This is a genomic window from Massilia glaciei (genome assembly GCF_003011895.2).
GTDB lineage: Bacteria > Pseudomonadota > Gammaproteobacteria > Burkholderiales > Burkholderiaceae_D > Telluria_A > Telluria_A glaciei.
This window is the reverse complement of sequence record NZ_PXWF02000240.1, coordinates 15,055-40,261: the sequence shown is the minus strand read 5'-3', so window position 1 is coordinate 40,261 and position 25,207 is coordinate 15,055. Positions and strand designations below refer to the sequence as shown.

Annotated in this window: 22 protein-coding genes and 1 other RNA gene; 13 read left to right on the top strand and 10 right to left on the bottom strand. The window is 66.3% G+C overall.

Translation table 11 applies throughout. The annotated features are described in order from the left end of the window. Window positions 1-15 precede the first annotated feature (15 nt). The 4 genes from C7C56_RS15435 (at window position 16) to C7C56_RS15420 (ending at window position 2,894) form a co-directional block, all read left to right on the top strand. A complete protein-coding gene (locus tag C7C56_RS15435; RefSeq protein WP_106758263.1) occupies window positions 16-654 on the top strand; it encodes a glutaredoxin family protein in 639 nt (212 codons plus the stop codon). Between the two features lie 8 nt (window positions 655-662). Then, the gene (locus C7C56_RS15430; protein ID WP_106758262.1) at window positions 663-1,100 is read left to right on the top strand and encodes a DNA polymerase III subunit chi; all 438 of its coding nucleotides are present in this window, start codon (window positions 663-665) and stop codon (window positions 1,098-1,100) included. Beyond that, window positions 1,097-1,486: a DUF2486 family protein gene (locus tag C7C56_RS15425; protein ID WP_106758261.1), complete on the top strand. Its 390-nt coding sequence runs from the start codon at window positions 1,097-1,099 to the stop codon at window positions 1,484-1,486. Before C7C56_RS15430 ends, C7C56_RS15425 begins: the two co-directional genes overlap by 4 nt. A 265-nt stretch (window positions 1,487-1,751) precedes the next feature. Further along, a complete protein-coding gene (locus tag C7C56_RS15420) occupies window positions 1,752-2,894 on the top strand; it encodes a branched-chain amino acid ABC transporter substrate-binding protein (RefSeq protein WP_106758268.1) in 1,143 nt (380 codons plus the stop codon). 113 nt (window positions 2,895-3,007) lie between these two features. Here C7C56_RS15420 and C7C56_RS15415 read toward each other — a convergent pair whose 3' ends face one another. Then, window positions 3,008-3,319: a c-type cytochrome gene (locus tag C7C56_RS15415; protein ID WP_106758260.1), complete on the bottom strand. Its 312-nt coding sequence runs from the start codon at window positions 3,317-3,319 to the stop codon at window positions 3,008-3,010. Between the two features lie 186 nt (window positions 3,320-3,505). On the opposite strand from C7C56_RS15415, the gene C7C56_RS15410 reads away from it, so the two are divergent. The 3 genes from C7C56_RS15410 (at window position 3,506) to C7C56_RS15400 (ending at window position 6,245) form a co-directional block, all read left to right on the top strand. After that, entirely contained in the window at window positions 3,506-3,733 is a 228-nt protein-coding gene (locus tag C7C56_RS15410) for a TIGR04438 family Trp-rich protein (protein ID WP_106758259.1), read from the top strand. Between the two features lie 417 nt (window positions 3,734-4,150). Continuing rightward, entirely contained in the window at window positions 4,151-4,993 is an 843-nt protein-coding gene (gene lgt, locus C7C56_RS15405; RefSeq protein WP_106758258.1) for a prolipoprotein diacylglyceryl transferase, read from the top strand. Between the two features lie 172 nt (window positions 4,994-5,165). Next, entirely contained in the window at window positions 5,166-6,245 is a 1,080-nt protein-coding gene (locus tag C7C56_RS15400; protein WP_229458799.1) for an AI-2E family transporter, read from the top strand. 76 nt (window positions 6,246-6,321) lie between these two features. On the opposite strand, the gene C7C56_RS15395 is transcribed toward C7C56_RS15400, so the two are convergent. The 7 genes from C7C56_RS15395 to C7C56_RS15365 all read right to left on the bottom strand — a co-directional run bounded on the left by C7C56_RS15395 (window position 6,322) and on the right by C7C56_RS15365 (window position 11,804). Beyond that, a complete protein-coding gene (locus C7C56_RS15395; RefSeq protein ID WP_106758256.1) occupies window positions 6,322-7,125 on the bottom strand; it encodes a sulfite exporter TauE/SafE family protein in 804 nt (267 codons plus the stop codon). 85 nt (window positions 7,126-7,210) lie between these two features. Further along, window positions 7,211-7,861 (bottom strand): ANTAR domain-containing response regulator, encoded by a 651-nt coding sequence (locus C7C56_RS15390; RefSeq protein ID WP_106758255.1) that lies wholly within the window; start codon window positions 7,859-7,861, stop codon window positions 7,211-7,213. A 26-nt stretch (window positions 7,862-7,887) separates the two neighbouring features. Next, the gene (locus C7C56_RS15385; RefSeq protein ID WP_106758254.1) at window positions 7,888-10,374 is read right to left on the bottom strand and encodes a hybrid sensor histidine kinase/response regulator; all 2,487 of its coding nucleotides are present in this window, start codon (window positions 10,372-10,374) and stop codon (window positions 7,888-7,890) included. An 84-nt stretch (window positions 10,375-10,458) separates the two neighbouring features. Beyond that, window positions 10,459-10,923 carry an EVE domain-containing protein gene (locus C7C56_RS15380; protein ID WP_106758253.1) on the bottom strand — a complete coding sequence of 155 codons (465 nt, stop codon included), beginning with the start codon at window positions 10,921-10,923 and terminating at the stop codon, window positions 10,459-10,461. A 73-nt stretch (window positions 10,924-10,996) separates the two neighbouring features. After that, window positions 10,997-11,177: non-coding RNA, 6S RNA (gene ssrS / locus C7C56_RS15375), on the bottom strand. A gap of 46 nt (window positions 11,178-11,223) precedes the next feature. Then, a complete protein-coding gene (locus tag C7C56_RS15370; RefSeq protein ID WP_106758252.1) occupies window positions 11,224-11,535 on the bottom strand; it encodes a cell division protein ZapA in 312 nt (103 codons plus the stop codon). Next, complete coding sequence (locus C7C56_RS15365; protein WP_106758251.1) at window positions 11,532-11,804, bottom strand: hypothetical protein; 273 nt, start codon at window positions 11,802-11,804, stop codon at window positions 11,532-11,534. Before C7C56_RS15365 ends, C7C56_RS15370 begins: the two co-directional genes overlap by 4 nt. A gap of 593 nt (window positions 11,805-12,397) precedes the next feature. Between C7C56_RS15365 and groES the strand changes: the two genes are divergently transcribed. The 3 genes from groES to C7C56_RS15350 all read left to right on the top strand — a co-directional run bounded on the left by groES (window position 12,398) and on the right by C7C56_RS15350 (window position 15,344). Next, window positions 12,398-12,688 (top strand): co-chaperone GroES, encoded by a 291-nt coding sequence (gene groES, locus C7C56_RS15360; RefSeq protein WP_106758250.1) that lies wholly within the window; start codon window positions 12,398-12,400, stop codon window positions 12,686-12,688. A gap of 39 nt (window positions 12,689-12,727) precedes the next feature. Further along, the gene (gene groL, locus C7C56_RS15355; RefSeq protein WP_106758249.1) at window positions 12,728-14,377 is read left to right on the top strand and encodes a chaperonin GroEL; all 1,650 of its coding nucleotides are present in this window, start codon (window positions 12,728-12,730) and stop codon (window positions 14,375-14,377) included. 154 nt (window positions 14,378-14,531) lie between these two features. Further along, window positions 14,532-15,344 (top strand): class I SAM-dependent methyltransferase, encoded by an 813-nt coding sequence (locus C7C56_RS15350; protein ID WP_106758248.1) that lies wholly within the window; start codon window positions 14,532-14,534, stop codon window positions 15,342-15,344. A 579-nt stretch (window positions 15,345-15,923) separates the two neighbouring features. On the opposite strand, the gene C7C56_RS15345 is transcribed toward C7C56_RS15350, so the two are convergent. Both C7C56_RS15345 and C7C56_RS15340 read right to left on the bottom strand, forming a co-directional pair. After that, complete coding sequence (locus C7C56_RS15345; RefSeq protein WP_106758247.1) at window positions 15,924-17,804, bottom strand: glucokinase; 1,881 nt, start codon at window positions 17,802-17,804, stop codon at window positions 15,924-15,926. 151 nt (window positions 17,805-17,955) lie between these two features. Continuing rightward, window positions 17,956-19,596, bottom strand: coding sequence for an alpha-amylase family glycosyl hydrolase (locus C7C56_RS15340; RefSeq protein ID WP_106758246.1), 1,641 nt, complete (start codon window positions 19,594-19,596; stop codon window positions 17,956-17,958). Window positions 19,597-19,923: 327 nt separating this feature from the next. On the opposite strand from C7C56_RS15340, the gene C7C56_RS15335 reads away from it, so the two are divergent. The 3 genes from C7C56_RS15335 to C7C56_RS15325 all read left to right on the top strand — a co-directional run bounded on the left by C7C56_RS15335 (window position 19,924) and on the right by C7C56_RS15325 (window position 25,180). Beyond that, window positions 19,924-21,540, top strand: a complete 1,617-nt coding sequence (locus tag C7C56_RS15335) for a POT-type proton-dependent oligopeptide transporter (protein ID WP_370660212.1) — start codon at window positions 19,924-19,926, stop codon at window positions 21,538-21,540. A 170-nt stretch (window positions 21,541-21,710) separates the two neighbouring features. Continuing rightward, a complete protein-coding gene (locus tag C7C56_RS15330) occupies window positions 21,711-24,440 on the top strand; it encodes an alpha-1,6-glucosidase domain-containing protein (RefSeq protein ID WP_106758245.1) in 2,730 nt (909 codons plus the stop codon). 221 nt (window positions 24,441-24,661) lie between these two features. Beyond that, window positions 24,662-25,180 (top strand): Csu type fimbrial protein, encoded by a 519-nt coding sequence (locus tag C7C56_RS15325; RefSeq protein ID WP_106758244.1) that lies wholly within the window; start codon window positions 24,662-24,664, stop codon window positions 25,178-25,180. Window positions 25,181-25,207 lie beyond the last annotated feature (27 nt).

The following is a 25,207-nucleotide window of genomic DNA, read 5'->3' as shown; positions in this document are numbered from 1 at the left end:
CGCACCGGAGAAACTATGAAGAAAGCACAATTATTGCTGCCACTGGGCGCCGCCCTGCTCCTGTGCGCGGGCGGCGCCAGCGCCCAGTTGTTCAAATGGGTCGACGCCAAGGGCACCGTCCATTTCAGCGACACGCCCCCGCCCGACAAGGCCAAGGCGCTCAAGGTCAAGTCGTTTTCGGGCGTCGAGGGCGCCACCCCGCTGCCCTACGAATTGGCCCAGGCCGCGCGCGGCCATCCGGTCACCCTGTTCACCACCGCGCCCTGCGCGCCCTGCGACGCCGGACGCACCCACCTCAACGCGCGCGGCATACCGTTCTCCGAAAAAACCGTCACCACGGTAGAGGATCAGGCCAAGATGACCGCGGCCGGCGGCACCGGCACCATGCCCCTGCTGCTGGTCGGGCCGAGCAAGCTGGCCGGGTTCGATCCGGGCGCGTGGGACGCGGCACTGACGAACGCCGACTACCCGCTCAAGTCGCAGTTGCCGCGCACCTACAGGAACCCCGCAGCGGCGGCCGCGGCGCCGCCGCCGCCGAAGCCGACCCCAAGCGAGCTGGCCGCGGCCAAGGCCGCCATCGACGCGGCAGCCGAGGCGCGCAGGCCCAAGCCGGCGGCGCCGGCGGTGCCGCCCAAGCCCGGGTTCCAGTTCTGAGCGCGGCGATGACCAGGATCGATTTCCACACGAACCTCCCCGACAAGCTCAACTACGCATGCCGGCTCGCGCGCAAGGCCTGGGCCGTCAAGGGCCGGGTCGTGCTGCTCGCACGCGACCGGGCCGAGGCCGCCGAACTGGACGCGGCCCTGTGGACGCTGGCCGACACCGACTTCCTGCCGCACGCGATGGCCGGCGACGCCCTGGCGGCGCAGTCGCCGTTGCTGGTCAGCTACGCGGGCGACCCCGGTTTTGGCGCCGCCCTGCCGCACCACGACATGCTGATCAACCTAGGCCGCGAGATCCCGGACGGCTTCGAGCGCTTCGGGCGCGTGTTCGAGATCATCAGCACCGATGAGGACGACGCCGCGGCCGGACGCCAGCGCTATCTCGCCTACAAGAAGAACTCCTATCCGCTGACCCACTTCGTGGCAGGAAAATCGTGAACAACAGACCCCAGTTCGACTCCCATATCCCGGTGCTGACCGAGGTGGTGCACGACGGCGGCGCGCCGCCCGTCCTCGTCGACGGCGCGCCGCCGCCGCCGCGCCCGCTCGGCGCCCGGCTCGAAGTCAACGCCATCGAAGGCTGGTCCGATCCCGAATGGACCCTGCTCGAACGGCGCCTCTCCGAGCGCATCCTGCAACAACTGCAGGGCCGCATCGACTTCGTGCTCGAGCAGCGCCTGCGCGACAGCATGGCCGAGGTCCTGCAACACGCGATCACGGGACTGACGTCCGAGATCCGCTCCGGCCTGCAGAACACGATCGAGCATGTGGTCGCGCGCGCGGTGGCGCAGGAGCTGGCGCAACTGAAGACGCAGCAGAAATAGGCGCCGCTGCCGGCAGCGGCGGCGGATTCGCGTTCCGCGTCCACGTTTCATTTGCTTACAACAAGACCGGCCGCGCGCGCCCGCGCCGGTGCACCGCGCGCCATCCCCAAACGTTAATCATGTGCACGGTCGGCGGGGCGGCGCGGCGAATTGGGCCGCAGGCCTTTCCGAACCAAATAAATTAATGTAACTTCTGCACTACGTAAATTTTTACGACACGGCGCCAACCAGCGTCCGCAAGTTTTCAATCCATCGGAGAATGTATATGCAGCTCAGGATCAAACTCGTTCCACTGGCCATCGCCTTGGCGTTCGCCGGCGCCGCCAGCGCCCAGACCGTCATCAAGATCGGCCACGTCGCACCGCTTTCTGGCACCAGCGCGCACCTGGGCAAGGATAATGAAAACGGCGCCAAGATGGCGGTCGAGGAACTCAACGCCAAGGGCTTCATGCTCAACGGCAAAAAAGTCACGCTGCAACTGCTGCTCGAGGACGACGCGGCCGATCCGAAGCAGGGCCCGGCCGTGGCCCAGAAGCTGGTCGACGCCAAGGTCAACGGCGTGATCGGCCACCTGAACTCGGGCACCACGGTGCCGGCCTCGCGCGTCTACCACGACGCCGGCATCCCGCAGATCTCGCCGTCGGCCACGACCCCGCAATACACCAAGCAGGGCTTCAAGTCGGCGTTCCGGGTGGTCGCCAACGACAACAAGCTCGGCGGCACGCTGGGCCGCTACGCGGTCGAAAAACTGGGCGCCAAGCGGATCGCCGTGATCGACGACCGCTCGGCCTACGGCCAGGGCGTCGCCGACCAGTTCATCAAGGGCGCCAAGGGCAAGTCGAAGGCCGTCCAGATCGTCGGCAAGGAATTCACCAACCCGAACGCGACCGACTTCACCGCTATCCTGACCTCGATCAAGGGCAAGAAGCCCGACCTGATCTTCTTCGGCGGCATGGATTCGGTGGCCGGCCCGATGCTCAAGCAAATGAAGGCGCTCGGCATCGACGCCAAGTTCATGGGCGGCGACGGCATCTGCACCCCCAAGCTGGCGCTGCTGGCCGGCGACGCCATCGGCGAGAACCGCGTCACCTGCGCCGAGGCGGGCGGCGTCAAGGGCGCGCAGGAGAAGGTCATGGCCGACTTCGTTTCGCGCTACAAGGCCAAGTACAAGGCCGACGTCCAGATCTACGCGCCGTACGTCTACGACGCCGTGATGGTGATGGCCAAGGCCATGCAGACGGCCAACTCGGCCGAGCCGACGAAGTACCTGCCGGTGCTGCAGAAGATCAAGCACCAGGGCGTGACCGGCATGATCCAGTTCGACAACTTCGGCGACATCAAGGATGGCTCGCTGACCCTGTACACCTACAAGGGCGGCGCCAAGACCAAGATGGAAGTGGTCCAGTAAGGCGGCAAAGGCCGCTGCAAAGGCCGCGGCGGCGGGACGTAAAAAAAGCGCGCCGGGTCCGGCGCGCTTTTTTTCGTTCTTTGTGTTGGGGCCCGGCGGCCCCACGCCGGCGCTTATTTTTGCACCAGCACCCACTTGACGAGCGCGCGCGCGTCGGCCTCGCTCAGTTGCGCGTTCGGCGGCATCGGCAACTGGCCCCACACGCCCGTGCCACCCTTGAGCACCTTGGCCACGAGCTTGCTCTCGGCGTCTTTCTGCCCGGCATACTTGGCCGCGACATCCTTGAACGCGGGACCGAGCAATTTGGTGCCGATCGCGTGGCAGGACATGCAATTTTTCGCTTTCGCCAGATCGGGGTTGGCGAGCGCGCCGGTCGAGGCGAAAGCGGCCGAGATCGCGGCCAAAACCATCAAAGAACGTTTCATGTGACTCTCCAAAATGTGCAGCAATGATGCATTCTATAGTGAACCGCGTCAAACAAGTCGGGACTGTATTCATTGTTACAAACGCGACAGCGTTGTAACAGGTTGACGCCGTGCGGCCACGCCGCCAAAGTTAGTTCCCACGAGCATCACAATCTTTTGTACTATGGAAGCACTAAAAGGATATCCATGTTTCTAATCATTCTCATTTTCGCCCTTTCCGGCTTAAAGTTCGCCGAGATCTGGCGCTTTGGCGAAGTCTCGTGGTGGCACATCGCCGGCCTCGCCCTGGTCGCCTTCCTGTGGTTCGAATTCTTCGAGAAGATGCTCGGCCTCGACAAGAAGAAAGCCGTGAACGAAGACGAGGTGCGCCGCAAGAAGCGCGTCAAGGATGCTTTTGACAAAAGCAAGAAGTAGCAAGCGCCGGCGGTAGCGCAAGCGGGCAATCGGCGTGCCGCGGCACGCGCCCGCCTCGCGTCGATGGTGGCCGAACCGCCCTCTTCGACCTGCGCGAGGGCGCCGTCCACTTAGGCTTTGGGGCAAGACGTGCCCCGCCGCCACGCCCCGGGTGCGCCTTGACAATCACCCGTCCGTCACCAGCCCGACCGGCCCGCCACTTCCATTGCCGCCCCCGCCGATCAGCGCGGCGTCCGGCGCGGGTTCGCCCTTGTGCCACAATCGGTATCCAAGCCGATGCCTCCCGGCGTAGAATACCGTGCCTTGCACGCCCCCCCGCGCCGGATTGCGCAACGGGCTTGGCGGGCGCCGCGACAGCGGGCTGGTGCCGCAGGGGGTGTTTGGCCCACCCAACCGAATTACTAAGGACAACACATCATGCTGATTCACCCGATGCCGGACCCGGTCGCGTTCACCGTTTTCGGCTGGCCGATCCACTGGTACGGCCTCATGTACGTGCTCGCCTTCGCGCTGTTCATCGTGCTCGGCCGCCAGCGCATCAAGCTGCCCCACGTCGCGGCCAAGGGCTGGACCAAGGACGACCTCGACGACATGTTATTCTACGGCATGCTCGGCGTGATCATCGGCGGGCGCCTCGGCGAGGTGCTGTTCTACCAGCCCGCCCATTTCTTCGCCAACCCGCTCGAGATCCCCAAGGTCTGGCAGGGCGGCATGTCCTTCCACGGCGGCTTCATCGGCGTGCTGGTCGCCATGGCGCTGTGGGCGCGCAAGGCCAAGCGCCACCTGTTCGACGTCTACGACTTCATCGCGCCGCTGGTGCCGCTCGGTTACGCCGCGGGCCGCCTGGGCAACTTCATCAACGCCGAACTGCCGGGTCGCGTCGCCGACGCCGCCCTGCCCTGGGCCATGCAGTGGCCCGACAAGCAATATGCGCTCACGCCGGTGCCGGTGTTCCTCGAGGGCCTGCGCCATCCGTCGCCGCTGTACCAGATGCTGGTCGACGGCCTGCTGGTGTTCGTCTTCCTGTGGCTGTTCGCGCGCAAGCGGCGCCCACAACTGGCGGTCGGCGCGGTGTTCACCCTGTTGTACGGCTGCGCGCGCTTTTTCACCGAATTCTTCCGCGTGCCGGACTGGGAGAAAACCTTCGCCGGCGTGACGATCACCTCGGGGCAGGCGCTGTCGCTGCCGATGATCGTCGGCGGCATCGCCTTGCTGGTGTGGGCCTACAAGCGCGACGCGCGCGGTGGTGTGGCCGCTTAGGGCAAACCCACGGCGGGGGCATCGCCGGCGGGGATTTGGCATGCCACGCCAACGCGGCGAGCGCCACGGGCCCGATCGCGGCGGCGCGCCTGGCGGCGATCAACGATGTACATCGACGAAGAATTGAAAGCGGCTTCATTGACTTCCTTCAGTCTTTCTCGGAAGATTGGGCATGTCCAAAATTTCCCTACTTTTGCCGTTGTTGTTCGCGGTCGCGCTGGCTTTTTTGCTTCAGCATTTCATTGGCGCGCTCGCATGGGCCGGCCTGCTCGCCGTGATCACCTGGCCCCTGCATCAAAGGCTGCTGCGGCGCGGCTGGTCGGGCATCGGCAGCGCGAGCGCCTTGCTGGCCATGCTCGTGATCAGTTTTGTCGGTCCCGCCATTTTTTTGTTCAACACGCTTAGCAACGAGCTCGCCACGGTCGAGCGGGTGCTGGGCCAGATCAACCAGACCGGCATTCCGGCGCCGTACTGGATCGCGCGCCTGCCCCTGGTGGCCGAACCGGCCCTCAAATGGTGGCAGGAAAACCTCGCCGCCCCCGGCGGACTGAACGCGTTGATCCATTCGACCGCCGGCGACCTCGTGCCGCATCTCACCGGCACCGTGCGCATGCTCGGCTCGGTCATCCTGGCCAATGGCCTGTACCTGTTCCTGGCGCTGCTGACGCTGTTCATCCTGTATCTGAACGGCCCGGCGGTGGTGAGGTACGTCGACCACGCGGGCGAGCGGATCACGCCGACGCACTACAGCGTGCTGCGCTACCTGTTCCCGCTGTCGGTGCGCGGCACCGCGCTCGGCCTGTGTTCGGTAGCGCTGCTCGAGGGCGTGGTGCTGGGCCTGGCCTACGCCGTCGCCGGCGCCCCCGCGCCGGCGCTGCTGGCGGTGATCACGGGCTACCTCGCGCTCATTCCCGGCGGCGCCCCGCTCGCCTTCAGCCTGGTCTCGCTGCTGCTGCTGGGGCAGGGCCATCCCGACGCGGCGCTCGGCCTGTTCTGCTGGGGCGCGTTCGAGCTTTTTCTGGTCGACAAATTCGTGCGCCCGCGGCTGATCGGCCACCGCGTCAACCTGCCGTTCCTGGCCGTGCTCTTCGGCTTGCTCGGCGGGGTCTCGACGATGGGGGTGCTCGGCCTGTTCGTCGGCCCGTTCATGATGGCGGTGTTGTTCTGGTGGCTGCGCGGCGGCCATGTCGCCACGCTGCAAAGCGCGCAGCCGGCCACGGAGCCGGTCGCGCCGGACGACAAGGCGGCGTGACGCCAGGCCCGAAGCGGCGCCGCCACGCCCGCCGCCGGCCGGCGTTTGAGGGCGCCATCGGACGCGCGCTACAACCTCAGTGCAAACCCTTCCACAGCATGTACACCGCCAGCGCGTAGAGCACCAGCGCGAAGATCTTCTTCAGCTTTGCCACCGGCATCCGGTGCGCCGCGCGCGCGCCCAGAGGCGCCATGGCCACGCTCGCGACCGCGATCACGAGCAGCGCCGGCAGGTAGATGTAGCCGAGCGAATGGGCCGGCAGGCGCGGATCGCCCCAGCCGAACCAGATGTTCGACAAGGTGCCGGCGAGCGCGATCGGAAAACCGAGCGCGGCGCTGGTCGCGACCGCGTTGTGGAGTTTGACGTTGCACCAGCCCATGAACGGCACCGAGATGAAGCCGCCGCCGGCCCCCACCAGCCCGGCCAGCACCCCGATCACGGCGCCGGCGCCGAGCATCCCGGGCGTGCCCGGCAGCTCACGCCCGGGCCTGGGCCGGGCGTTGCGCAGCATCTGGGTCGCCGAGAACGCCACGAAGCCGGCGAAGCACAGCGCCAGCGTGGCCGTGTCCATCTGCTGGGCCAGCCACGGCCCGAGCCAGGCGCCGAGCACGATGCCGGGCGCCAGCCGCGCCGCCACCGGCCACAGCACCGCGCCGTGCAGGTGGTGCGCGCGCACCGAGGAAAGCGAGGTGAACAGGATGGTCGCGAGCGAGGTGGCGATCGCCATGTGCACCACCAGTTCCGGCGCGAACTGGCGCGCCGTGAAGATGATCGTGATGAACGGCACCAGCAGCATGCCGCCGCCGATGCCGAGCAGGCCGGCGGCGAAGCCGCCGGCCGCGCCCATGAGCAGCAGGACCAGGACCAGGCCCCAGTCCATCAGGCGCGCCGCCCCGCTTGGGCGCGGACGCGCCGCCCCGCTTGGGCGCGGACGCGCCGCCTGGCCTGGGCGCTGGCGCGCCGCCTCACTTGGGCGCGGGCGCGGGCATCCGTGCGGCGTAGGCGTTGAGGGTCTCGGACGAGGCGATCACCTCGTTGGCGACGTCGTTGAGATTGCGCTGGCTCAGGCGCGCGTGCTCGCGCAGGGCCTGGAACGCCGACTGGCGGTCGGTCTTGTGGCGCTCCATGAGCACCCCGACCGCCATCCCGGTCTCGCCGCCGGTCTGCAGCGCCAGCGCCATCCGCCGCTCCGAGCCGCGCGGGCGCGCCGTCTTGGCCGCGCGCGCCAGCGCCGCGCGCACGCCGGGCAGGATGCGCCCCGGGTCGACCGGCTTGAGCAGGTAGCCGAGCGCGCCGCAGGCGGTGGCCTGGCGCACCACGTTGTCGTCGTCGCTGGCCGAAAGGATCATGAACGGGATCGCGGCCTCGTCGAGCAGCAGGCGCGCCAGCTCGATGCCCGACATGCCGGGCATGTTGATGTCGAGCAGCGCCAGGTCGGGCTCGCGCCCGCTCTCGGCGACCATGTCGAGCGCCATCTGGCCCGAGGTGGCCATGCGCACGTCGTAGCCGGCCTCCTGCAGGTAGTTGCTGATCAGGCCGAGTATGAGCAGGTCGTCGTCGACGATCAGTATCAGATGCTTGAGTTTGCCCTGCTTGGGCTGTCCCTGGTTCGGCATGTCGGTGTCCTTGTCGTCGGGTGGAACTAGATTGGTGTCGGGTTCGGGGTGGGCGCCGGGCCGCCCTGCGGGCGCAGGCGGCAAACTTCGTCGAGCTCGCACAGGCGGCGCATCGCCTCGGCGGCGCGCCGGTGGTCGCCGCGCGCGAGCGCGCCCTCGACCTCGCCGGCGAGCGCGGTGACGCCATGATAGCCGAACGAGCCGGCCGAGCCCCTGAGCATGTGCGCCAGCCGCGCCAGCTCGGGCCAGTCGGCAGCGCGCAGGGCCGCCCCGCATTCGGCCAGCCGCAGCGGCAACTGGCTCTCGAAGGCGCGCCGGATCGGCGCGAAGCTGTCGCGCTCGGGCGCCGGCGGCGCCAGCTCGATGCTGAGCAATGCGGCCAGCAGCTGCGTGAGGGCGTTGAAATCGATCGGCTTGCCCACGCAGTGCGAGCAGCCGGCCGCCAGGTAGCGCCGCTCGTCCTCGGCCATCACGTTGGCCGTGAGCGCGACGATCGGCAGCTTCTGCCCCGCCAGGCGCAGCATCTCGGTGGCGCGCATGCCGTCCATGACGGGCATCTGGATGTCCATCAGGATCAGGTCGAAGTCGCCGCCGAGCGCCAGCGCGACCGCCTGCACGCCGTTGGTGGCGACCTGCACCTCGAGCCCGAGGCGGGCCAGGAAGGCGCAGATCAGCATGCGGTTGTCGGGGCCGTCCTCGGCCAGCAGCACGCTGCCGCGCAGGCGGGCCGAGGGCAGCCCGGATGCCATCGCCGCGCGCGCGGCCGCCATCGGCGAGCGCGCCAGCATCCCGGCGCCCGGCGCGGGCGCGGCCGGGATCTCGACCTCGAACACCGAGCCCTTGCCCAGCTCGCTCGAGACGTCGACCGTGCCGCCCATCCTGGTGGCCAGCTGCAGCACCAGGTGCAGCCCCAGGCCGGTGCCGCCGTACTTGCGCGCGATGCTGTTGTCGGCCTGCGAGAACGGCGCGAACAACAGCTTGCGCTGGGCCGCCGAGATGCCGATGCCGGTGTCGCTGACCTGGCACACGAGGTGCGATCCGGCATCGTCGTAGCGCAGGCGCAGGCGCACCGTGCCGAGCTCGGTGAACTTGATGGCGTTGCTGCACAGGTTGAACAATATCTGCTTCCAGCGCGTCGGGTCGCCCATCACCTGCGACGGGAACGGGTAGTCGATGGCGACGTGGAAGGCGATGCCCTTGCTCAGCGCCTGCGCGTGCATCATCGAGTCGACCGCGGTGGCCGTCTCGTAGGGCGAAAAGGCGACGCTCTCGAGCCCGAGCCGGCCGGCCTCGATCTTGGAGATGTCGAGGATGTCGTTGATCAGGGCCAGCAGGTGGTGGCCGTTGCGCAGGATGACCTGGCCGACGTCGCGCCGGATCTCGACCTCCTGCGCGCTGCCGAGCATCTCGGCGAAGCCGATGATCGAGGTCAGCGGGGTGCGGATCTCGTGGCTCATCATGGCCAGGAATTCGGACTTGGCCAGGTTGGCGGCGTCGGCCTCGGCCTTGAGGCGCTCGGTCGCGCCCATGTCGCGCTCGCGCTTGCGCAGGGTGCGCGCGAGCACGACGGAGCCGAACACGACGACCAGGATGCTCAGGCCGGCGACCAGCGTGAGCATGGTCGCATAGCGGTACCACTGGGCCAGGAACACGTCCTCGGTGGCGGTGACGTTGATGATCAGGGGGTAGTGCGGGATCTTGCGCGAGGCGCCCAAGCGCGGCTCGCTCATGTTGCCGTCGGCCATTTGCGCGCCCGAGATCAGCACCACGCCCTCGCTGCGCTTCATCTGCTCGATGATGCGGTAGGAGGCGCCGGTGCGGTTGGTCTTGCCCACCAGCGCGTCCTGGTGCGGCCAGCGCGCCAGCAGCGTGAAGTCGCGCCGGAACAGGCTCACGCTGGCGCCCTCGCCGAGGCTGTTCTTGGCGTAGAAGTCGCTCAGGTAGTTCGACGAGAAGCCGATCACGACCAGGCCGAGGAACTGGCCGTCCGGGCCGTTCAGGCGCCGGCTCAGGTGGAACGTCCAGCGCCCCTCGCCGCCCTGCTGGACGGGGGCGCTGACGAAGGTGCCGAGGCCGGCGTCGCGCAGGTGGGCCTGGAAAAAATCGCGCCGCGCCAGGTTGGCGCCGCCGCGCCGCCCGCCCGACTGGTTGACGATGTCGCCGTTGGCCGCCACGATCATCAGGGCGGTCACCTGCGGCATGCCCTGCGACTTGTCGCGCAAGCCCTGGGCCACCTCGGCGCCGCCGAGGCGCCCGCGCAGGTCGGCGGCGGTGACGATGCCGCTCGCGTGCACCGAGTCGGCCACGCTGTCGAGCGCGAGGTAGGCCGAGGTGACCTGCTGCGAGGTTTGCGCGGCGAGCATCAGGGAGATGTTGCTCAGTTGCTGGCGCCATTCCTCGACCAGTTGCTGGCGCGACCACCAGACCGACAAGCCCATCGACAAGACGATGGCGAACACCAGCAGCGAGGCGAAAGCGATCGCGATATCGCTCGAGCGGTGTGGTAGGCGCATGGGTGAGTGGTTATATGGAAACTGAGGTAGTCACCATAGCACGCCATCCATGGGGGCTGTCAAATAGTCGCGCGGGGCGCTCGCTCAGGGCGCGCCGAGGCGGGCGGCGATGAAGTCCCACTCGGCGGCCTCGACCGGCATGACCGACAGCCGGCTGCCCTTGGCCAGCAGGCGCATGGCGGCCAGCTCGGGGAACGCGCGCAGCTGTTTGAGGCCCAGTGGGGCGCACCTGCGCACCAGGCGCACGTCGAGGCTGACCCAGCGCGGCGCGGCGGCGCTCGCCTTGGGGTCGTAATAGGGGCTGGCGGGGTCGAACTGGGTCGGGTCGGGGAACGCCGTGCTGGCGACCTCGACGATGCCGGCGATGCCCGGCTCGGCGCAGCTCGAATGGTAGAACAGCACCTGGTCGCCGACGCGCATGCCGTCGCGCATGAAGTTGCGCGCCTGGTAGTTGCGCACCCCGAACCAGAGCACGGTCTGGGCGGGCGCGGCGGCGACGTCGTCGATGCTCACCTCGTCGGGCTCGGACTTCATCAACCAGTGGGCCATGGGCGCTCGCGGTGGGGGGGGGATGGGCGAAAAAAAACGGTTGCGCGGCAAACGCCCGCAACCGCCTTCGAAATAGAGCCCCGCATGTGCCGTTTTTGCCGGCATCCTGAACCTAATGGTTCAAGGCGGTCACAGTTAGTTCAATTTCGGGTTCGTCGGACTAGCGACGCGCACTCCCATCAAACAAAATTCCGCAACCTGTGCACATAAATGGTTCAAGGAATATATGGCAATCGCGAACACCGCAGGGTGAGACGGAGTTTACTCCGATCAAATGGCATGTCAAACGAAATTGGTTTGTCAGAACAGATTTTCCTGCGGCGTCAGGGCGTGGTCGAGCGCCTCGTGCATGTCGCCGAGCTTTTGCTTGACCTCGAGGATGGACATGTCGGACAGCGGGCCCTGGGGCGCCTTGACGGACAGGAATTCGGCGGCCACGCTGAGGGCGGCCATGACGGCGATGCGGTCGTTGCCCTTGACCTTGCCGGAGTCGCGCAGGGCGCACATTTTACCGTCGAGGAAGGCGACCGCCTCCCGCAGGGTTTTCTGCTCGCCCTCCTTGCAGACCAGGCGATAGGGCATGCCCATGATGTTCACATCGAGATGGATCATTGCACGGCCTCATCGTCGTTAATGGGATCGGGCGCGGGATCGGGCGCGGGATCGGGCGCGGGATCGGGCGCGTCGTCGGCGCCGGGCAGGCTCGCCAGCAGGGCCTCGACGCGCAGCTGTGCCTGGGACAGGCGCTGGCGGCAGGCGAGGTTCTCGGCGGCGAGCGCGGCATTGGATTGGCGCAAGTGGGCGTTCTCGCGGCGAAGCGACCGGGTCAACTCGGCGAGCAGGTTGATTTTGTCGGACAGAGCTTGGAATTCAGAAATCATCCCTCACTATAGAACCCCGGACGAATTGCCGTCAACCGATTCAGCGCGCCCCCGGCCGCAATCTTTCCCAACCGTGGCCGCAATTTTTTGTAACCGGGGTCTGACCCCACTTATGAAAGATTCCTTAAGTGGGGTCAGACCCCGGTTGCGAAATTGTTGATTCTTGGTATCGCGTAGCCGGTGCGACTAACTTTTTCGGGCAGATTTTCTCGATCGGGGTCTGACCCCGGTTGCGCAATATTCCATAAGTGGGGTCAGACCCCGGTTGCGAATGATGCCATACCGGCGGTTGGCGCGGCGGCGCCGCCACAGCTCGGGTACGGAATCTTGTGGCCAGAAACCGTCCGGCGGACGCGCTTTTGCCGAAGCGCACGACATGCCGGGTTTGCGCTGGCGCAAGCTTAATCGGTAAATAAACACGTGCAGACTTGAAAAACAAGCTAGTCGTCCCTATAATTAGCACTCGTTAGCAGAGAGTGCTAACAACTCTTTCCCGCCGCCGCAACCTGTTGGGGCGGCAAAACAGGAAGCCGGATGGGCCGCGACGGCCCCGCCGACAGATAGTTAAACCATTGACTTTTAAGGAGTTTTGCATGAATCTTCGCCCATTGCACGATCGCGTCATTGTCAAGCGTCTCGACCAGGAAACCAAAACCGCGTCCGGCCTCATCATTCCTGACGCAGCCGCCGAAAAACCGGATCAAGGCGAAGTTCTCGCCATTGGCAATGGCAAAGTCCTCGAAGACGGCAAAGTGCGCCCGCTCGAAGTCAAGGTCGGCGACCGCGTCCTGTTCGGCAAATACTCCGGCCAAACCGTCAAGGTCGACGGCGACGAGCTGCTGGTGATGCGTGAAGAAGACATCATGGCCGTGCTGGTCAAGTAATCCCACGATCACCCCTATCCATCTCTCGGAGAAATCAACATGGCATCTAAAGAAGTTATCTTCGGCGACGCAGCGCGCGCCAAAATGGTTGAAGGCGTCAACATCCTCGCCAACGCGGTAAAAGTCACGCTCGGCCCGAAAGGCCGCAACGTCGTCATCGAGCGCTCGTTCGGCGCCCCGACCATCACCAAGGACGGTGTGTCGGTCGCCAAGGAAATCGAACTCAAAGACAAGCTCATGAACATGGGCGCGCAAATGGTCAAGGAAGTCGCTTCCCGCACCAGCGACAACGCCGGCGACGGCACCACCACCGCCACCGTGCTGGCCCAGGCGATCGTGCGCGAAGGCATGAAGTTCGTCGCCGCCGGCATGAACCCGATGGACCTCAAGCGCGGCATCGACAAGGCGGTCGCCGCCACCGTCGAAGAGCTGGCCAAGATCTCCAAGCCATGCACCACGACCAAGGAAATCGCCCAGGTCGGCGCCATCTCGGCCAACTCGGACTACTCGATCGGCGAGCGCATCGCCGAGGCGATGGAAAAAGTAGGCAAGGAAGGCGTCATCACCGTTGAAGACGGCAAGTCGCTCAACGACGAACTCGACATCGTCGAGGGCATGCAGTTCGACCGCGGCTACCTGTCGCCCTACTTCATCAACAATCCAGAGAAACAAGTCTCGATCCAGGACAATCCATTCGTCCTGCTGTGCGACAAGAAGATCTCGAACATCCGCGATCTGCTGCCGATCCTCGAGCAAGTGGCCAAGGCCGGCCGTCCACTGCTGATCATCGCAGAAGACATCGAAGGCGAAGCGCTGGCGACCCTGGTCGTCAACAACATCCGCGGCATCCTCAAGACCTGCGCGGTCAAGGCCCCGGGCTTTGGCGACCGCCGCAAGGCTATGCTCGAGGACATCGCCGTCCTGACCGGCGGCCAGGTCATCGCCGAAGAAGTCGGCCTGACGCTCGAGAAGGTCACGCTGGCCGAACTGGGCCAAGCCAAGCGCATCGAAGTGGGCAAGGAAAACACCATCATCATCGACGGTGCCGGCCAGGCCGAAGCGATCGAAGCGCGCGTCAAGCAAGTGCGCGTCCAGATCGAAGAGGCAAGCTCGGACTACGACCGTGAAAAACTGCAAGAGCGCGTGGCCAAGCTTGCCGGCGGCGTCGCGGTGATCAAGGTTGGCGCAGCCACCGAAGTCGAAATGAAAGAAAAGAAAGCCCGCGTTGAAGATGCGCTGCACGCGACCCGCGCGGCCGTCGAAGAAGGCATCGTTCCCGGCGGCGGCGTGGCCCTGCTGCGCGCGCGCGCCAACATCACGGTCAAAGGCGACAATCCTGACCAGGAAGCCGGCATCAAGATCGTCATGCGCGCAATGGAAGAGCCGCTGCGCATGATCGTGCAAAACGCCGGCGACGAAGCGTCGGTCGTGGTCGCACAAGTTCTGGCTGGCACGGGTAACTACGGTTACAACGCCGCCAACGGCACCTACGGCGACATGGTCGAAATGGGCGTGTTGGATCCAGCCAAGGTCACCCGTTCGGCTCTGCAAAACGCGGCGTCGATCGCCGGCCTGATGCTGACCACCGATTGCATGGTGTGCGAACTGGCTGAAGACAAAGCGGCTGGCGGCGGCATGGGCGGCATGGGCGGCATGGGCGGCATGGGCGGCATGGACGGCATGATGTAATGCCTCCGGCGCGGCGGCGACGCCGCGCCGACGCTTGAATGGAAAGCCCGCAAGGTTCGCGCCTTGCGGGCTTTTTGCTTTTTTGATATTGCGCAAACCGGCATTGATTGCAGGAACCTATAGTGGAGTTTCGCTCAGACAATAGGGGAAGCAGATGACGACCATGCTCGATGCACGCCGGCCGGCGGTGGTGTCCAAGCCGATGCAGGAGGCGTTCGAGGTGCAGGCACGCCGCCTCAACCTTCGCCCGGGCGACAAGTGGGTGGGCGGCTATGTCGATTACGAGTGGGAGCACCTGCGCCACATCGCCGAGGCGCTGCCGCTCGAACTGGCCGGCCTCAAGCTGCTAGAGTTCGGCTGCAACGTGGGGGCCTCGGCGATCCTGTTCGCGCACATGGGCGCGCGCGTGACCGCCTCCGACATCTCCGAGGGCTACGTCGAGCTGGCGCGCCTGAACGCGGCCCGCTACGGTAAGGACGGCATCGATTTCGCGTTCATCCCCGACTCGCGCGCCCTGCCCTATGCCGACAGCCAGTTCGACGTGATCGCCTGCAACAGCGTGCTCGAATATGTGGAACCGTGCCAGATCGCGGCGGTGCAACGCGAGATCGACCGCGTGCTCGCGCCCGGCGGATTGATTTTGCTCACAGGCACCAGCAACCGCCTGTGGCCGCGCGAGGCCCATTCGCACCGCTGGCTGGTCAACTACCTGCCGCGCTGGTTCGACCGCCTGCTCGCCAGTCCGCCGCAGCGCGGCATGTCGCCGTGGATGGCGCGCCACGGCTTCGGCCCCGGCTACGACAATCTCGACCTGCCGCGGCTGGACGGCTTTTTCGCGCGCTCGCGGCTGGCGATGGGCATGCCGCCCAAGCGGCTCGCGTCGCTGCTGCGGATCGCGCGCCTTCTCGGCGTCGGCCCCGGCCTGCTCACGCCCAACCTGTCGTGCCTGCTTAAAAAACACAAATAGGCGGCGCTTTCGCGCGCGGGGAACCGATGCCGCGCGGCGCCACACTGAACATGAAGGGTATCGGGACAGGCGGCCGCACGGATAGATGCGCAAGAGCAACACCAAGCGGCGCCGCTCCGGGCTCTTATTGCTGTGCGGCTAGCTATCGTTTAGTATCAATTGGAACTTCACCGGGGCAACAGGCAATATCATGAGAACCACTGCGAAAAAAATCATCCACCTCTGCGTGCTCGGCACGATCGTCGCGCTCACTGCCGCCCTGTAGGGCTGCGGCGACGCTTCCGCGGCCAAGGCCGGCGCGCCGGCGGTGGCGCAGGCGCCAGACCAGCATCCATCGGCCGCGCCCCTTGCGCCGGCGCTGCATGGGGCGACGGCGGCAAGCTAGCCGCGCCCGCCCAGCCGCGCCCCGCCGCCGGCTCAGAGGCTGAGAGTTTTTCGGACGTGGCCGAGCAGCGCGCCAGAAGGTGGCCGATCGAGGCGCAAAGCACAGCCATAGCTCGGGCTATGGCGAGCATTTGCAACGACGAGCGGGCGCTTTCCGGCGAGCTGAGCGGGCATGGTCGAAAGACTCTCAGCCTCTCAGCTATCGAGATGTGAAATCAACAGGCGCCTGTGCTCGAGCTCGTTCTCGGCCTGGGCCGGCGCGCCGCCGTTGTTCGCGTTGTGCGACTCGACCGAAATGCCGACCGAGACGATATCGATCAGCAGCAACTGCAGGATGCGCGAGATCATCGACAGGAAGGTGGTGCTGTCCTCGGCATGGTCGACCGCCAGGCACACGCTGGCCTTGCGCGCCAGCGGCGAGTGGCTGCTGCTGATGGCGATCACGTCGGCGCCGGCCGCGCGCGCGGCGTCAACCGCGTTGAGCAGTTCGGGCAGGCGCCCCGAATTCGAGATCGCGATCACGACGTCGCCCGGCTTGAGCAATTCGGCCGCGAGCGTGAACAGGTGCGAGTCGCCATACGAGGCGGTCGGAATCCGGAACCGGAAAAACTTGTGCTGGCCGTCGAGCGCGACCACGCGCGAATTGCCCATCGCGTAAAACTCGACCCGGTTCGCCTTGCTCACCAGTTCGATCGCGCGGTCGATCGAGCGCACGTCGAGCTGGTCGCGGAACTTCAGAATCGCCGAAACCGTGTTGTCGACCACCTTGGCCGACAGGTCGTGGGTGCTGTCGCTGTTGCGCACCTGGCTGTGGCGCACCGGAATGGCGCCGGTCAGGCTGCTGGCGAACTTGAGCTTGAAGTCGGCCAGGCCCAGAAAGCCGAGCGAGCGGCAAAAGCGGATCACGGTCGGCTGGCTCACCTCGGCCAGCCGCGCGATGCCGGCGATCGGCTCGTTGAGCACCAGCCGCGGCTGCCCCAGCACCAGCGTGGCCACGCGCTGCTCGGCCGGGGTCAGCTCGTGCTGCAGGTGGCCGATGCGCTCCATCAAGGTGTTGGCGCCGCTGCGCCCGCGCAGGTGCTCCGACAGGATCGTCGCGACCCCGTGGAACGCCGGGTTCGGGGTGGTGATGACGTAGGTCGGGATCTGCGCCAGGTAGTCCGAAAAGCGGCCCTTGGACTCGAAGCGCGCGCGGAACGGCGAGCCGGCGAACCATTCGCCCATGCGCGGCACGATGCCGCCGCCGATGAACACGCCGCCGAAGGCGCCCAGCGTGACTGCCAGGTTGGCGGCCGCGCCGCCGAGCATGCCGCAAAAGCATTCAAGCACCTCGAGGCACAACGGGTCGCGCCGCTCGAACGCGCCGGCGATGATCTCGGGGGGGCTTAGTTGGTCCGGGCGCACGCCGTTGCGCTGCGCCAGCGCGCGGTGGATGATTTCGAGCCCCGGGCCCGAGATCAGGCGCTCGTTCGAGACGTGCGGCCACTCCCGCCAGGCGAACTGCAAGATCGCGTACTCGCGCTCGTCGGCCGGCGCGAAGTTGACGTGGCCGCCCTCGCTGCCGAGCGTGACGAAGCCGTCCACGGTCGGAATCACGCCCGACACGCCGAGCCCTGTGCCCGGCCCCAGCACGCCGATCACGGCGTTGCTGGCGGCGCTGCCCTGCCCGACCTGCATCAGGTCCCCGGGCGCCAGGCCCGGCAGGGCCATCGCCAGCGCGGTGAAGTCGTTGACGATCAAAAGCGTGTGCAGGCCGAGCTCGCGGCGCACCGCGTCGGTCGAGAACTCCCAGTCGCGGTTGGTCATGCGCACCGAGTCGCCGTTGACCGGGTTGGCCACCGCCAGCGCCGCGTGGTGCAGCGTGGTCTCGGCGTGGTCGGCCAGATAAAATCGCAGCAGCGGCACGATGCCCTTGAAGTCGTCGCAGCGCAGCAAGCGCACCGAGCGGAACACGCCGGGCGCGGTCTGCAGCGCGAAGCGCGCGTGGGTGGCGCCGATGTCGGCGAGCAGGCGCGGGCCGTCCGCGAACGCGGTGCGGGCGAATTTTTCGGCGTCGTTCGGTGTGGCTTTGGTCATCGCGCTCGCTTCCGCTGGTTGACGTACTCAGTGTGCTCGTTGGCTTGTGACGATTTCGCGGTGCCAGTAGCGAGCTAGTGGCCGGGAAAGCGGCGAAATACGGACCGTCCAGCGCTTTTTGGCGCCGACGATCCCGAGTCCCTTCAGGCTCCTAGCCGACGCTGCCGAACCAGGCGCCGAACCCGGGCAGCGTGACCCGGTCGCCGTCGACGCTGCCGGCCATGCCGTGCCCGGCCAGCGCGGTGGCGCCCCTGGCAGCGGCCAGCGTGAAGCTGACCGGCAGCGGACCGATGTTGAACACGGCCAGCACGCCGGCCTCGCCGTCGAGGTCGCGGCGCAGCGCCAGCACCGGTTCGGGCGCGTCGAAGAACACGATCTCGCCGCGCGTCAATTGCGGCACGGTGCGGCGCCAGGCGATCAGGCGGCGCGCGAAATTGAGGGCCGACTCCGGGTCAAGCTCCTGCAACGAGGCGGCGGCGGCGATGTGCGGCGCGGCCACCGGCAGCCACGGGGTGCCGCTGGTGAAGCCGGCGTTGGGGGCCTCGTCGGTCCACGGGATCGGGGTGCGGCAGCCGTCGCGGCCCTTGAATTCGGGCCAGAAGGTGATCCCGTACGGGTCCTGCAGCAGCTCGAACGGGACGTCGGCCTCGACCAGCGCCAGCTCGTCGCCCTGGTACAGGCACGGGGTGCCCTTGAGCGAGAGCTGCATCGCCAGCACCAGCTTGGCCAGCGCCGGCGTCGGGGCGGCGCCGCCCCAGCGCGTCATCACGCGCTGGCAGTCGTGGTTGCCGACCGACCAGGAGGCCCAGCCGCCCTTGACGCGCGCCTCGAAATCCTCGACCTGCTTGCGGATGTGCGCCGCCGACGAGTCGGCCGTGAGCAGATTGAAGCTGTACGCCATGTGCAGCTTGTCGCCGTCGGCGGTGTAGTCGGCCATGACGGCGAGCGAATCGTCGGCGCCGACCTCGCCGATGGCGATGGCGCCGAATTCGTTGAGCAGCGCGCGGATTTTCCGCAGGTAGGCGATGTTCTCGGGTCGCGTCTTGTCGTACAGGTGCGACTGCATGCCGTACGGGTTCACGTCCGACACGGTCGAGGTGTCGCGGTTGGTGGCGGCCGGATTGCTGCGCAGCGCGGTGTCGTGGAAGTGGAAATTGCAGGCGTCCATGCGCACCCCGTCGACCCCGCGCGCGAGCCAGAAGCGCAGGTTGTCGAGGTGCGCCTGCTGCACCTCGGGATGGTGGAAGTTCATGTCGGGCTGGCTGACCAGGAAATTATGCATGTAGTACTGGCGGCGCCGGCTGTCCCATTGCCACGACGAGCCGCCGAACACCGACAGCCAGTTGTTGGGCGGGTTGCCGTCGGCCAGCGGGTCGGCCCAGACATACCAGTCGGCCTTGGGGTTGTCGCGGCTCTTGCGGCTCTCGACGAACCACGGATGCGCCTCGGCCGTGTGCGAGAGCACCTGGTCGATCATGATCTTGAGGCCCAGGCCGTGCGCCTTCGCGATCAGCCGGTCGAAGTCGGCCAGGGTGCCGAACAGGGGATCGACGTCGCAATAGTCCGACACGTCGTAGCCGAAGTCCTTCATCGGCGAGGTGAAGAACGGCGAAATCCAGACGATGTCGACGCCCAGCGCGGCGATGTAATCGAGCTTGGCTGTGATGCCGGGCAGGTCGCCCACGCCGTCGCCGTCGGTGTCGAGGAAGCTGCGCGGATAAACCTGGTAGATGATCGCCTCGCGCCACCATGGCGTCTGCTGGTTGGAATTGCGCGCGGCTGGAGTGTGCATGTCTTGTCCCGTGGATGCAAAGCGGCCAAGCGCGTGCGCATGGTCGTCGAATTGGTTTGTAGAGAATATACATCAGAACAAGCAAGATTACAAATCGCGGACGGCGGTGGATAATTGAGCTAAAACACATAATTATCAATGACTTGCACATACAGTGTCGCTTTATTGCCAACACTTGTAGTAGTCAAACTACAGGAATTCCAAAGGAAATTCCGGCATCGGCGGGATCCACCGGCTTCCAGCCGGGCCCGCCGCACGGTTTTCTTGTTGCAAGCCCACCAGCTTGGGCTTAGCATCGCGTCTTTGTGAAAAACAATCGGAGCACCAATGACGAAGGCAGAATCAATCACGGATCAGGCGGGCGCGCAGGGCAACGGCCCGATGCCCCGGCAAATCCCGTACATCATCGCCACCGAAGGGTGCGAGCGCTTCAGCTTCTACGGCATGCGCAACATCCTGACGGTGTTCCTGATCTCGACCCTGCTCACGTTCATCCCGGACGAGGCGCAGCGCACCGGCGAAGCCAAGCACGTGTTCCACACCTTCGTCATCGGCGTGTACTTCTTCCCGCTGCTCGGCGGCTGGCTGGCCGACCGCTTCTACGGCAAATACAACACGGTGTTCTGGCTCAGCCTGGTCTACTGCGCCGGGCACGCGTGCCTGGCCATGTTCGAAGACAACATCAACGGCTTCTATTTCGGCCTGTTCCTGATCGCGCTCGGCTCGGGCGGCATCAAACCGCTGATCTCCTCGTTCGTCGGCGACCAGTTCGACCAGACCAACAAGAACAAGGCCAAACTGGTCTACGACGTGTTCTACTGGATGATCAACTTCGGCTCGTTCTTCGCCTCGCTGCTGATGCCGATCTTCCTGCGCGACTACGGCCCCTCGGTCGCATTCGGCATTCCCGGCATCCTGATGTTCATCGCCACCATGGTGTTCTGGTTCGGTAAAAAGAAGTACTCCCACGTGCCGCCGGAGCCGGCCAGCCCGGACTCGTTCATGCGCGTCGCGCGCACCGCCCTGCTTTCGGTGGGCCCCGGCGAGTCGCGCTACGGCCTTTACGTGGCCATGCTCGGCGTGGCCGGCGCGGTCGCCTCGCTGGCCATGTCGTTTAGCTGGGGCTTCGTGATCAGCGCCTGCACCGCCATCGTGATGCTGCTCGCCTTCGGCGGCATCGGCACCTCGATGCAGCTCGAACGCGCGCGCCGCGTCCATCCCGGCCACGCGGTCGACGGCGTGCGCGCGGTGCTGCGCATCCTGATCGTGTTCGCCCTGACCACCCCGTTCTGGTCCCTGTTCGACCAGAAGGCCTCGACCTGGGTGGTGCAGGCCAAGGAGATGGTGCCGCCGGTGCTCACCGTGCTCGGCCACACGTTCAGCTTCGTGCCGTCGCAGATGCAGGCCCTGAACCCGATCTTCGTGATGCTGCTGATCCCGTTCAACAACATGGTGCTGTACCCGGCGCTGCGCCGCCGCGGCATCGAACCGAGCCCGCTGCGCCGCATGACGTGCGGCATCGCGTTCTCGTCGCTGGCCTGGATCGTCGCCGGCACCTTGCAGGTGGCCATGGACGGCGGCACGCCGGTGTCGATGGCCTGGCAGATCCTGCCCTACGCGCTGCTCACCTTCGCCGAGGTGCTGGTGTCGGCCACCGGACTCGAATTCGCCTACAGCCAGGCGCCGACCTCGATGAAGGGCACCATCATGTCGTTCTGGTTCCTCGGCACCACCATCGGCAACCTGTGGGTCCTGATCGTCAACAAGAGCGTGATGAACGAGGCGGTGATTGCCAACATCGCCAGCAGCGGCTTTAGCGTGATGGCGTTCCAGATGTACTTCTTCGCCGCGTTCGCGCTCCTTGCGGCGATCATCTTCGGCTGGTATGCGACGCGCTACCAGATGGTCGACAACTACCGCAGCACCGCCGTCGCCAAGGGCTGACGCGCCACCCGTCCCGCCCGCGCCCCGTGCGCGGGCTGGATGCCAACAGGCCATCAAAAACGCGTAGTAAAATTACAGTGATTCGGTTAACATAGACCGATCAACGGGCGCAACCACGCCCGTCCACTCGAAAATATATGTAATTTAGCTACGATTAAGGGAGACATCGCATGCGGACCCACACCCGAGTTTCGATCGCCGCCGTGCTGGCGGCACTGGCCGGCGGCGCCAGCGCCGGGGTCGACGCCCCCACCATCGACGCCTGCGACGCGCCGTTCCAGACCGTTTTGCGGGTGGCCGCCGCCGCGCCGCCGGCCGCCGCCGTCTGGCGCGACGGGCGCAATCTGCAGTGGCCCGGCGCCGACCGCGGCAAAGTCTTCAAGCTCGCCTATTCGGCCGATGGCGCCCTCGATGCGAGCGCGGGCGCGAGGCTGGCCGGCGCCGAGCGCGTGCTCACGCTCGAGATGGCCGATGGCGCCACGGCGGCCAGGGCGGCCGCGGGATTCGGCTACCTGGCGGCCGGACCGGTGCTGCGCGTGGCCGACGCCGACGCCAAGCATTTGGCCGCCATGCACACCGGGCAGTTGCTGCTGGTGGCCGAGGCGGCCGACGGCACCGTGCTCGCAGCCACCCGGATCCAGTCCGGCGCCGCGCTCGACGACCTGTACCGCGCGGCCGAAGCCATACCCGACCTGGGCGTGCGCGTGGACGGCGGCGCGGCCCGCTTCACGCTGTGGGCGCCGACCGCGCGCCAGGTGTCGCTGTGCACCTACGACAGCGGCAGCGCGCGCGCCGCCGCCATCGCGCCGATGCTGCGCGAGGCGGGCACCGGCGCCTGGCGCGCCAGCGCCCCCGCCACCCTGCGCGGCAAGTACTACACCTATGTGGTCGATGTGTTCGTGCCCGGCGCCGGCATGGTGCGCAACCTGGTCACCGACCCCTACTCGGTCAGCGTCAGCACCGACTCCAAACGCAGCTACATCGCCGACCTCGCGCAGGCCTCGCTCAAGCCCAAGGGCTGGGACCGGCACCGCGCGCCACGCACGGTCAAGGCGCAAACCGACATGTCGATCTACGAACTGCACGTGCGCGATTTTTCGATCAACGACCCCACGGTCAGCGCGCCCAACCGCGGTAAGTACGCCGCGTTTTCGGAGCGCGGCTCGAACGGCATGCGGCACCTGGCCGCGCTGGCGCGGGCCGGCATGACCGACGTCCACCTGCTGCCCGTCTACGACATCGGCAGCGTGCCCGAAAGCGGCTGCGTCGTGCCCGCCCCGTCCGGCGCGCCCGACGGCGAGGCGCAGCAGGCGCTGGTGTCAAAGAGCGCCGAGACCGACTGTTTCAACTGGGGCTACGACCCGTTCCACTACAGCGCGCCCGAGGGCAGCTTCGCGAGCGACGCGGCGGACGGCGCGCGGCGCGTGATCGAACTGCGCGCGATGGTCATGAACCTGCACCAAACCGGCCTGCGGGTCGGCATGGACGTGGTCTACAACCACACCTTCGCCTCGGGCCAGAAGGAGAAATCGGTGCTCGACCGGATCGTGCCGGGCTACTACCACCGGCTCGACGCCGCCGGAAAGGTCGAGCAATCGACCTGCTGCGACAACACCGCCACCGAGCGGCGCATGATGGGCAAGCTGATGGTCGAGTCGGCCGAGCTGTGGGCGCGCGAGTACAAGATCGACTCGTTCCGCTTCGACCTCATGGGGCACCAGCCGCGCGCGGTCATGGAGCAGCTGCAGCGCCGCGTCGACGCCGCCGCCGGCCACCCGGTGCAACTGATCGGCGAGGGCTGGAACTTCGGCGAGGTCGCCAACGGCACGCGCTTCGTGCAGGCCTCGCAGCTGTCCTTGAACGGCAGCGGCATCGGCACCTTCAGCGACCGCGCGCGCGACGCCGTGCGCGGCGGCTCGGCCGGCGACAGCGGCGCCGACATGGTCAAGCGCCAGGGCTACATCAACGGCCTGGTGTACGACCCGAACGCGCAGGCCGGCGCGCGCCCGGCGGCCGACCTGCTCAGGGCGGCCGACATGGTGCGCGTGGGACTGGCCGGCTCGATCCGCAGCTACCGGATGCAGAACCACCAGGGCGCCACCGTCGCGCTCGAGGCGATCGACTACGGCGGCCAGCCGGCCGGCTACGTGAGCGAGCCGGGCGAGGTCGTCAACTACGTCGAGAACCACGACAACCAGACCCTGTACGACATGAACGTGTTCAAGCTGCCGGCCGCCACCAGCACCGCCGAGCGCGCGCGCGTGCAGGTGCTGGGCGCGGCGATCAACGCCTTCAGCCAGGGCGTGGCCTACTACCACGCGGGGATCGACACCCTGCGCTCGAAATCGCTCGACCGCAACAGCTTCAATTCGGGCGACTGGTTCAACCGGATCGACTGGAGCTACCGCGACAACTACTTCGGCACCGGCCTGCCGCGCTTCGAGGACAACGGCAAGGACTGGGCGTTGATCAAGCCGCTGCTGGCCAACCCCGCCTTTAAGCCGTCGCCAAGCGACATCGCGTTCGCGCGCGACGCCTTCAGGGACCTGCTGCGCATCCGCGCTAGCTCGACCCTGTTCCGCCTGCGCAGCGCGGCCGACATCAAGGCGCGCCTGCGTTTTGTGAACACCGGGGCCGGGCAGGAGCCGACCGTGCTGGCCGCCCTGATCGATGGCGCCGGCTATCCGGGCGCGCGCTTCAAGCGGGTGGCGTATTTCGTCAACGTCGACAAGGTAGCGCACACCGTGGTGGTGCCGCAGGTCAAGGGGCAGCGGCTGCGGTTGCATCCGGTGCACACCGCCGTCGGCGCCGCCGACGCGCGCGCGGCTAGCGCCAGTTACAAAAAAGAAACCGGAAGCTTCACGATACCCGCGCGCACGGCTGTAACATTCGTACAATAGATGTTGTTTTAATGCATTGAATTATTGTTGGACTTTTAATAATTACCGTGTTGAAGACGATAATTTGAGAAAAATCAACTAAAATCAATAGAAATTCCACACGTCAACGAAAAAGTTGCGTTATTATCGGGCCGTCACGTAAGACAACTCCGAGAGCGAGCAAGCGGTGCCCTACCCCCGCACTAAAGCGACCGATCTCCCTAAATAAAAAAAGGACAATCATGAAACATCAATTCATCCTCAAGTCGTCGTTGATCGCCGGCCTGTTCGCTTTTGCCGCTTCGTCGAGCGTGGTCGCCACCGCCGAACCTTTGGCTGTGACCGCTAAAGTGAAGGAAAGCTGCACAATCACCACGACCGATTTGGTCTTTCCCGAGTTGACTCCGGACACGAGCGTCGCAATGCTGGAGGGCGAAGGCCAAGTCCAGATCGCCTGCACCAAAAAATCGATTCCGACGATCCTCATCGATCTCGGTGCCAATGACGTCGGCGGCGAGAGATACATGAAGGAGGACATCAATGGCGTGGAAACTCTGAAGTACGCATTGTTTCAACCGGTTAGCAACGACGCGGACGCGCTTTGCGGCTTCACCGTGCCTTGGGGCGCAGGTTTAACGGTCGACGAAGCGCCAAGTAAAGCTGTGCGCAACTACAACGTTTGCGGCGGAATTGCGCTCGCGGACCAAGACGTGCCGGCCGGCGATTACTCCGACGAGGTCGTCGTAACCGTCTCGTTCTGATTTTGACAGGCGGTGCCCGCGAGGGGA

Bases quoted from the DNA above. Each gene is read 5' to 3' on its own strand.
- C7C56_RS15435 (WP_106758263.1), top strand. From the start codon at position 16: ATGAAGAAAGCACAATTATTGCTGCCACTGGGCGCCGCCCTGCTCCTG.
- C7C56_RS15430 (WP_106758262.1), top strand. From the start codon at position 663: ATGACCAGGATCGATTTCCACACGAACCTCCCCGACAAGCTCAACTAC.
- C7C56_RS15420 (WP_106758268.1), top strand. From the start codon at position 1,752: ATGCAGCTCAGGATCAAACTCGTTCCACTGGCCATCGCCTTGGCGTTC.
- C7C56_RS15415 (WP_106758260.1), bottom strand. From the start codon at position 3,319: ATGAAACGTTCTTTGATGGTTTTGGCCGCGATCTCGGCCGCTTTCGCC.
- C7C56_RS15410 (WP_106758259.1), top strand. From the start codon at position 3,506: ATGTTTCTAATCATTCTCATTTTCGCCCTTTCCGGCTTAAAGTTCGCC.
- lgt (WP_106758258.1), top strand. From the start codon at position 4,151: ATGCTGATTCACCCGATGCCGGACCCGGTCGCGTTCACCGTTTTCGGC.
- C7C56_RS15400 (WP_229458799.1), top strand. From the start codon at position 5,166: ATGTCCAAAATTTCCCTACTTTTGCCGTTGTTGTTCGCGGTCGCGCTG.
- C7C56_RS15395 (WP_106758256.1), bottom strand. From the start codon at position 7,125: ATGGACTGGGGCCTGGTCCTGGTCCTGCTGCTCATGGGCGCGGCCGGC.
- C7C56_RS15390 (WP_106758255.1), bottom strand. From the start codon at position 7,861: ATGCCGAACCAGGGACAGCCCAAGCAGGGCAAACTCAAGCATCTGATA.
- C7C56_RS15385 (WP_106758254.1), bottom strand. From the start codon at position 10,374: ATGCGCCTACCACACCGCTCGAGCGATATCGCGATCGCTTTCGCCTCG.
- C7C56_RS15380 (WP_106758253.1), bottom strand. From the start codon at position 10,923: ATGGCCCACTGGTTGATGAAGTCCGAGCCCGACGAGGTGAGCATCGAC.
- C7C56_RS15370 (WP_106758252.1), bottom strand. From the start codon at position 11,535: ATGATCCATCTCGATGTGAACATCATGGGCATGCCCTATCGCCTGGTC.
- C7C56_RS15365 (WP_106758251.1), bottom strand. From the start codon at position 11,804: ATGATTTCTGAATTCCAAGCTCTGTCCGACAAAATCAACCTGCTCGCC.
- groES (WP_106758250.1), top strand. From the start codon at position 12,398: ATGAATCTTCGCCCATTGCACGATCGCGTCATTGTCAAGCGTCTCGAC.
- groL (WP_106758249.1), top strand. From the start codon at position 12,728: ATGGCATCTAAAGAAGTTATCTTCGGCGACGCAGCGCGCGCCAAAATG.
- C7C56_RS15350 (WP_106758248.1), top strand. From the start codon at position 14,532: ATGACGACCATGCTCGATGCACGCCGGCCGGCGGTGGTGTCCAAGCCG.
- C7C56_RS15345 (WP_106758247.1), bottom strand. From the start codon at position 17,804: ATGACCAAAGCCACACCGAACGACGCCGAAAAATTCGCCCGCACCGCG.
- C7C56_RS15340 (WP_106758246.1), bottom strand. From the start codon at position 19,596: ATGCACACTCCAGCCGCGCGCAATTCCAACCAGCAGACGCCATGGTGG.
- C7C56_RS15335 (WP_370660212.1), top strand. From the start codon at position 19,924: ATGACGAAGGCAGAATCAATCACGGATCAGGCGGGCGCGCAGGGCAAC.
- C7C56_RS15330 (WP_106758245.1), top strand. From the start codon at position 21,711: ATGCGGACCCACACCCGAGTTTCGATCGCCGCCGTGCTGGCGGCACTG.
- C7C56_RS15325 (WP_106758244.1), top strand. From the start codon at position 24,662: ATGAAACATCAATTCATCCTCAAGTCGTCGTTGATCGCCGGCCTGTTC.